8 protein-coding genes are annotated in these 6,853 nt (G+C 67.9%); 3 read left to right on the top strand and 5 right to left on the bottom strand.

Features of this window, described 5'->3' with window-relative positions; genetic code table 11:
* Positions 1 to 162: 162 nt before the first annotated feature.
* From zupT to V3B25_RS01635, 3 genes are all read right to left on the bottom strand, one after another.
* Positions 163 to 972 carry a zinc transporter ZupT gene (zupT, locus tag V3B25_RS01645; RefSeq protein ID WP_049424010.1) on the bottom strand — a complete coding sequence of 270 codons (810 nt, stop codon included), beginning with the start codon at positions 970 to 972 and terminating at the stop codon, positions 163 to 165.
* Between the two features lie 98 nt (positions 973 to 1,070).
* Entirely contained in the window at positions 1,071 to 1,487 is a 417-nt protein-coding gene (locus tag V3B25_RS01640) for an energy transducer TonB (protein ID WP_329809893.1), read from the bottom strand.
* Positions 1,484 to 1,834 (bottom strand): 4a-hydroxytetrahydrobiopterin dehydratase, encoded by a 351-nt coding sequence (locus V3B25_RS01635; protein ID WP_006456031.1) that lies wholly within the window; start codon positions 1,832 to 1,834, stop codon positions 1,484 to 1,486. The genes V3B25_RS01640 and V3B25_RS01635 overlap by 4 nt, the downstream gene beginning before the upstream one ends.
* A 90-nt stretch (positions 1,835 to 1,924) precedes the next feature.
* Here V3B25_RS01635 and V3B25_RS01630 point away from each other — a divergent pair, with 90 nt between their 5' ends.
* Together V3B25_RS01630 and V3B25_RS01625 are read left to right on the top strand one after the other, a co-directional pair.
* Complete coding sequence (locus tag V3B25_RS01630) at positions 1,925 to 2,524, top strand: NfuA family Fe-S biogenesis protein (protein ID WP_032129662.1); 600 nt, start codon at positions 1,925 to 1,927, stop codon at positions 2,522 to 2,524.
* Positions 2,525 to 2,534: 10 nt separating this feature from the next.
* On the top strand, positions 2,535 to 4,307 hold the full coding sequence (locus V3B25_RS01625; protein ID WP_049424019.1) for a hypothetical protein: 1,773 nt from the start codon (positions 2,535 to 2,537) through the stop codon (positions 4,305 to 4,307).
* A gap of 693 nt (positions 4,308 to 5,000) precedes the next feature.
* Here V3B25_RS01625 and V3B25_RS01620 read toward each other — a convergent pair.
* Both V3B25_RS01620 and V3B25_RS01615 read right to left on the bottom strand, forming a co-directional pair.
* The gene (locus V3B25_RS01620) at positions 5,001 to 5,414 is read right to left on the bottom strand and encodes a barstar family protein (RefSeq protein ID WP_032129660.1); all 414 of its coding nucleotides are present in this window, start codon (positions 5,412 to 5,414) and stop codon (positions 5,001 to 5,003) included.
* Entirely contained in the window at positions 5,414 to 5,878 is a 465-nt protein-coding gene (locus V3B25_RS01615) for a ribonuclease domain-containing protein (RefSeq protein ID WP_329809892.1), read from the bottom strand. The genes V3B25_RS01620 and V3B25_RS01615 overlap by 1 nt, the downstream gene beginning before the upstream one ends.
* A gap of 220 nt (positions 5,879 to 6,098) precedes the next feature.
* Between V3B25_RS01615 and V3B25_RS01610 the strand changes: the two genes are divergently transcribed.
* Positions 6,099 to 6,710 carry a superoxide dismutase gene (locus tag V3B25_RS01610; RefSeq protein WP_049421512.1) on the top strand — a complete coding sequence of 204 codons (612 nt, stop codon included), beginning with the start codon at positions 6,099 to 6,101 and terminating at the stop codon, positions 6,708 to 6,710.
* Positions 6,711 to 6,853 lie beyond the last annotated feature (143 nt).

The raw sequence follows: 6,853 nt of genomic DNA, 5'->3' as shown, positions 1-6,853 counted from the left end.
CGGGCGGGGGCGGCTTGCAGGGGTGTCCGCCGCATGGATGCGGCGGCCAAGCCTCCATGGATGGATTCACGGCGTCCCCTGCAAGCCGCCCCCGCCCGTGACCTCTCGATGCTGCGGGACGTACCAGCCGCGAGGGGGCTCAGCCCGTTGGCCGCAAACCCCTCACCACTTGAACAGCACCAGGCTGATCGCCAGCGTGCCCATGCCCGCCACCAGCCCGTAAACCGTCTCGTGGCCCTTGGCATAGCGCTTGGCCGCCGGCAGCAGCTCGTCCAGTGCCAGGAACACCATCACGCCGGCGATCAGCCCGAACACCCAGCCGAAGGTGGCGTGCGACAGCGACCCGGACAGCAGCCAGTAGCCCAGCGCCGCGCCCACCGGTTCGGCCAGGCCCGACAGCAGGCTGGCGCTGAATGCATAGAACTTGTTCTGGGTGGCGAAGTACACCGGCACCGCAATCGCAATGCCCTCGGGAATGTTGTGGATGGCGATGGCGAAGGCCAGCGGCATGCCCACCGACGGGCTTTCCAGCGTGGCGAAGAACGTCGCCAGGCCTTCCGGGAAATTGTGCGCGGTGATCGCGACCGAGGTCAGCAGGGCAACACGCTTCAGGTACTCGCGGCTGTTCTCGCGGAACGCCGGGTCCTGTTTGTCCAGGCTGTCATGCGGGTTGGGAATGAAGTGGTCGATCAGCACGATCACGATCACGCCCAGCAGGAAGGCCAGGGTGCCGTAGGTGAAGCCGGTGCGCTCGCCATAGGCCAGGGCGAACGAAGCGATGGACTTGTTGAGGATCTCCGACAGCGACACATAGACCATCGCACCGCCGGCGAAAGCCAGGCCGAACGCCAGCAGGCGTGGGTTGGGGCGGCGCGAGAACAGCACCAGCAGGCTGCCGATGGCGGTGGCCAGGCCGGCCGCGAGGGTGACCGCCAGTGCGATCCAGACATTTTCGGGGGGAATATGCAGCATGTACCGACGCGGTCCTGGTCAAAAGACAACCGCCCCGGATGAGCCCGGGGCGGGGAGGTCGAGGCGGGCGTCGGCTGGCCTCGTCGGGGTGCGCGCGATCAGCCGCCGCGGCGCAGGCGTTCTTCGATGGCGAAGCACTGGTCCGGCTTCGGCTGCGGCGGGTTGAAGCTGACCGGCACCTGGATGGTGGCCGGCACCGGCTGGCCGTTGCGGGTGGCGGCATTGAACTGCCAGCCCTGCACGGCGGTCCTGGCCAGATCGTCCAGCTGCGGGTTGCCGGCGCCGGTCAGCAGCGCAACCTCGCTCGGCTTGCCGTCGGTGCCGATGGTCACCTTGAAGGTGCTGGTGCCGCCCACACCCATGCAGGCCAGCTCAAGCGGGTACTGCGGCGGCGGTGTCTTCACCGCAGCCACTTCGGTGGGCGGCGGCGGTGTTGGTGCCGCTGGTTCGGACGCGCCACAGCCGGCCAGGCCGGTCGCAGCGATCAGGGACAGGCTCAGCAAACGTACGTTCATGGCAGTTGCTCCGTCAGGGCCGAAGTCTTCGCCGCACAGATGAAGTCGTTCTCGCTCAGGCCGCCCACATCGTGGGTGGAGAAGCGCACGACCGCGCGGTCGTAGTGCACGCCCAGGTCCGGATGGTGGTCCTCGCGATGGGCGATCCAGGCCAGCGCGTTCACGAAGGCCATGGTGGCGTAGTAATCCTTGAAGCGGAAGGTGCGCGACAGGGCCTGGCCGCCCTCGCTCAGCTCCCAGCCGGGAATCTGCGGCAGCAGTTCGGCCAGGCGGGCTTCGCCAAGCTTGTGATCGCTGCCTTTGCGCGGCACGCAACGGGCCTGGGCCAGTGGAATCAGGTCGGCCATGGGAATCTCCACCTCGTGTTGACTGAACAATGCGCCGGACGGTGTATAAACCGAATGAGCGGTTGACGCTTACTTGGCTAGAATAGCCTGATGATCCAGATCTCCGACACTGCCCAGACCCATTTCCGCAAGCTGATCGAACGCGAGGGCGTGCCCGGCATGGGCGTGCGCTTGAGTGCGGTCGAGCCCGGCACCCCGCGCGCCGATGCCCGGCTGGAGTTCGCCGAACCGACCGACCTGCTCGGTGACGAGTGGGCGGTGGACTGCGATGGCTTCACCCTCTACGTCGATGCGAGCAGCGTCGGCTGGCTCGATGGCGCCGAGATCGACATCGTCGCCGGCACCGCCGGTACCCAGCAGTTGACCATCAAGGCGCCGCGCATCAAGGGCGAGGCCCCCGGCGATGCCGCTTCGCTGGTCGAGCGCGTGCACTGGGTGGTGGAAAACGAAGTCAATCCGCAGCTGGCCTCGCATGGCGGCAAGGTGGCCGTGCAGGAAGTCTCGTCCGACGGCGTGGTGCTGCTTCGCTTCGGTGGTGGCTGCCAGGGCTGTGGCATGGCCGACGTGACGCTCAAGCAGGGCATCGAGAAGACCCTGATGGGCCGCGTGCCGGGCGTGACCGCCGTGCGCGACGCGACCGACCATGACAGCGGCCACGCGCCGTATATCCCGCGCGGCAACGTCGCCTGACCGCTGACGCGTGCCTCTGACCCGGGCCGAGCAACTCATCGAACTGCTGCTGGCCCGCCAGCAGCCACGCGCCGTCCTCGAGAAGTCCACGCGCCTGCCCTATGGCTGGGCGCTGTGGCTGCGCTCGCTGGGCCCGCTGCCGCGGCCGTTCCACGCCCGCGAAGTGATTGCGGTATTGCTGCCGCGGCCGCTGCCTGGAGCGCCGGGCCAATCACCCCGGCTGTCGCCGTGGCAGGCGCTGCGCCGGTTGTTCTGGCAGGACTGGGACGCTGCGCCGCGCGATCAGCGCTGGATGCGCTGGACCTCGGCGTTGGCCAGCGCGCTGCTGCACCTGCTGTTCTTCATGCTGCTGCTGTGGGTTGCGGTGATCCGCACCACGGCACCGGAAGCAGAGGGCGCCGAAGGCGAGCGTGTGCAGGTGGAATTCGTCGGCCGCGCCTCCCAGGAGGGCGGAGGCGATCAGCCGGGTGCCGAGGCGGCTGCGGCTGCACCGGCCGGCCAGGTTGCCGCCGGCCAGGCAGCAGGGGCCGCGACTGCACCTGAGCCGCGTCCTGCGGCCGCGTCGGCGCCTGCGCCTGCACCTGCACCGGCTCCAGCACCGGCAGCCAGCGTGCCGTCGCCGCCGGCCGAAGCCGAGCCGGCCCCGCTTGCGGCCCCGCCACCGTCGCCGGTGCAGGCCACCGAAGTGGCGCAGGCCAGCACGGATTTCGTGGTGCCGCCGGTCAGCGTGCCGCGCACCGAGGTCAGCATCGTGCCGCGTGACACCACACCCACGGTGCGCGAGCGCAGCGTGCAGCCGGTGCAGGCGCCGCCAACCCCAACCGCGATGCGTGCGCCGCAGATCGCGGTGCGGACGCCGCAGCTGCGTGACATCCCGGTGCAGGAGCGCGAAGTCAGTACGATCGATGCACCGGCGGTGTCGCAGCCACTGCGCACGGCCGATGTGCAGGTGCGCGTGCCGCAGCGCGACGTACAGGTGCGCGAGCGTGAAGTGCAGGCGGTGGTCGATCCGCAGGTGCGGATGGCGACCGTCGCCGGTCGTGAACCGGCAGTGCATGCGCCGGCGGGTCGTGACGTACAGGTGCGCGAGCGCGAAGTAGCCTCGGCACCGGTGGCAGCCCCTTCGTCTTCCAGTGGCAATGCACCCGCGGCAACGCCCGCGCCGGCGGCCAATGGCAGCGCGACGCAGGCCAGCAGCAACACTGCGCGGCCTGCTGCATCCAGCACGACCCCGGCCCAGGCTGGAGCGCGCCCGGCCCCCAATCCGGGCAACTGGGCCACGCCCGCCAAGGGCGATGACTGGGGGGCATCGAGCCGCAACCAGGACGGCGCCGACAAGGGCGCCCGCCAGGCCAGTACCAGCGGCAAGGGCAGTGGCCTGTTCAATGCCGATGGCAGCGTCCGCGTGCCGGGCCAGGAAGGCGAGGGGCGTGCCGAGCGCGGTGCGCCAGGTGGCGCCAACGACGGCTGGAGCAAGGAACGCATCGCGCAATCGGGCACCTGGTTGAAGCGACCGCCGTACGACTACACACCTACCTCGTTCGACAAGTACTGGGTGCCGCAGGAATCGCTGCTGGCCGAGTGGGTGCGCAAGGGCGTCAAGGCAATGGAGATTCCGTTGCCGGGTACCAGCACGAAGATCTCCTGCGTGATCTCGATCCTGCAGGCCGGTGGTGGCTGTGGCCTGACCAACCCCAACATGCAGGACCAGCCGGCGGTGGCACGACCGCCGCCGGACATCCCGTTCAAGAAAGAGCTGCAGGAAGATAACGGGAGCCGCTAACGGCTCCCGTTGTCCACACATGTTTCCTTGTCCCCGCGCCGTTGGCGCGCCCCCTTGAACAACAAGGGGGCTTTTCGATGGACCCATCGCGGGATGTGACGGCCATGCTGGCGCGCTTTGGTAGGTGCCAACCTTGGTTGGCACAGAAACTCCGACCAAGGTCGGCATCTACCGGATGCACGTGCGCCGACCAGGGGCGGCCTCTACCTGGGTGGTGACGTCACGCGCTCTGCGACAGAAACATCCAGAACGGCAGGTCTCCGCCAACCCACTGGCCGGCTCGCACTTTGGTAGGTGCCAACCTTGGTTGGCACAGAAGCGCCGACCAAGGTCGGCATCTACCAGGGCATCGACCTCACGCGCTCTGCGACAGAAACACCCAGAACGGCACGTCTCGGCCGACCTGCTGGCCGGCCCGCGCTTTGGTAGGTGCCAACCTTGGTTGGCACAGAAGCGCCGACCAAGGTCGGCATCTACCGGAGCACGTGCGCCGACCGGGGTCGGCCTCTACCTGGGGGGTGACCTCACGCGCTCTGCGACAGAAACACCCAGAACGGCACGTCTCCGCCAACCTGCTGGCCGGCCCGCGCTTTGGTAGGTGCCAACCTTGGTTGGCACAGAAGCGCCGACCAAGGTCGGCATCTACCGGAGCACGTGCGCCGACCAAGGTCGGCATCTACCAGGGCATCGACCTCACGCGCTCTGCGACAGGAACACCCAGAACGGTACGTCACGGCCGACCCAGTCGCGGCTGGCTTCGTCCATCACGTCCAGCAACGTGTCGAAATCCTTCTGCGTGGAGGCGCGCAACGTGTCCACGTCGGCCAGGAACAGCGCGTAGCCGTTGGCCGGCAGCCACTGCAGGTCGCGCAGGTTGTCCGACAGCGCATCCCAGTTGCCGCCGAAGCCGGCAGGGAAATCCAGTTGCGCGGCCAGCCGGGCCAGCAGGGTGCGCTTGTCGGCCACGCCTTCCAGGTCGATGCGGATCACCTTCAGCCCGGCATCGCGCATCGCCGCGGCCAGTGCGCCGATGTCGTCGCTGTCGATGGCGTAAACGCCGGCATTGTTGATGTCATGCAGGCCGAGGCCGAAATCATCGTGGCTCATCACTGCGCTCCCTGGGCCGGTACGGTGAAGCTGCGGAACGATTCGTAGTGGTCGTCGGTGTAGTACCACGCCTCCGGCGGATCGCCGCCGGTGACGATGCGGCGAGCGCCACGGGTGCGCGCACCGGGGGTGTCGACGGTGTATTCGCGGTAGTAGCCGCGCGGTCGCTGCGGCAGCTGCTGTTCGCGGTTGCCGAACGTGCTGCCGTCCTGGCGGTGCGGGAACGGGCCGCCACGCTGGATCAGGGCGATGGTCTGCCGGGCTTCAGCTGGCAGGAATGCGGGCAGGCCGCTGTCGTTGCCGGTTGCGGGCGTGGCCGTGGTCGGCGCCGGCGCGCGCGCGGCAGGCGCACCCTGCAGGTCGGGCGCGAACTGCGGCGTCGGCGGGCGCTGCATGAAATGGTTGACGACCAGGCCGAGCAGCAGCAGGGCGATGGCAGTGATCAGCAGCCGGGGGTTGCGCATGGGCAAGGAGCGGGCGAGGGCGGTGAAGGCACTGTAGCGCCTGTGCGCTGCACGGTGCATGAGGATGGCATCGCGTCACTGCTGCGTAACAATTGCCGTCGTGCTCACTGGCAGGACGCAATTTCCTTTACATCCCCCTTGGTAATCTGGCGGTCTGTCCCCATCATTCACCGCGCAACGCCCGACACCGTCGGGTGCCCTCGCAATCAGGAGATGCATCATGGCCTATACCCTGCCCAAGCTGTCCTACGCCTACGACGCGCTGGAACCGCATATCGATGCGGCGACGATGGAAATCCATCACACCAAGCATCACCAGACCTACATCAACAACGTCAACGCGGCGCTGGAAGGCACCGAGTACACTGACCTGCCGGTCGAAGAACTGGTGAAGAAGCTCAAGTCGCTGCCGGAGAACCTGCAGGGTCCGGTGCGCAACAACGGTGGCGGCCATGCCAACCACTCGCTGTTCTGGACCGTGATGGCTCCGAATGCTGGCGGCAACCCGGTGGGCGACGTGGCCAAGGCCATCGACAAGGACCTGGGCGGCTTCGACAAGTTCAAGGACGCCTTCACCAAGGCAGCGCTGACCCGCTTCGGCAGCGGCTGGGCCTGGCTGAGCGTGACCCCGGACAAGAAGGTCGTGGTCGAGAGCACCGGCAACCAGGACAGCCCGCTGATGGAAGGCAACACCCCCATCCTCGGCTTGGACGTGTGGGAACACGCGTACTACCTGAAGTACCAGAACCGTCGTCCGGAATACATCGGCGCGTTCTTCAACGTCATCGACTGGAACGAAGTCGAGCGCCGTTACCAGGAAGCGATCGCCTGATCGCGGTAACGGGATGAACAGAAAAGGCCGGGGGAGACCCCGGCCTTTTCTGTTGCAGGACTCATTTGGTAGTGCCGGGGGGGGGGGGGGCCACGGGGGGTGGACCCGGGGGGCGGGCCCGGGCCGGCCAGCCAGGCGGGTGG

This window comes from Stenotrophomonas sp. SMYL8 (assembly GCF_036320065.1).
Classification (GTDB): domain Bacteria; phylum Pseudomonadota; class Gammaproteobacteria; order Xanthomonadales; family Xanthomonadaceae; genus Stenotrophomonas; species Stenotrophomonas maltophilia_A.
The sequence above is the reverse complement of the archived record's forward strand: the minus strand, read 5'-3'. Positions and strand labels throughout refer to the sequence as shown.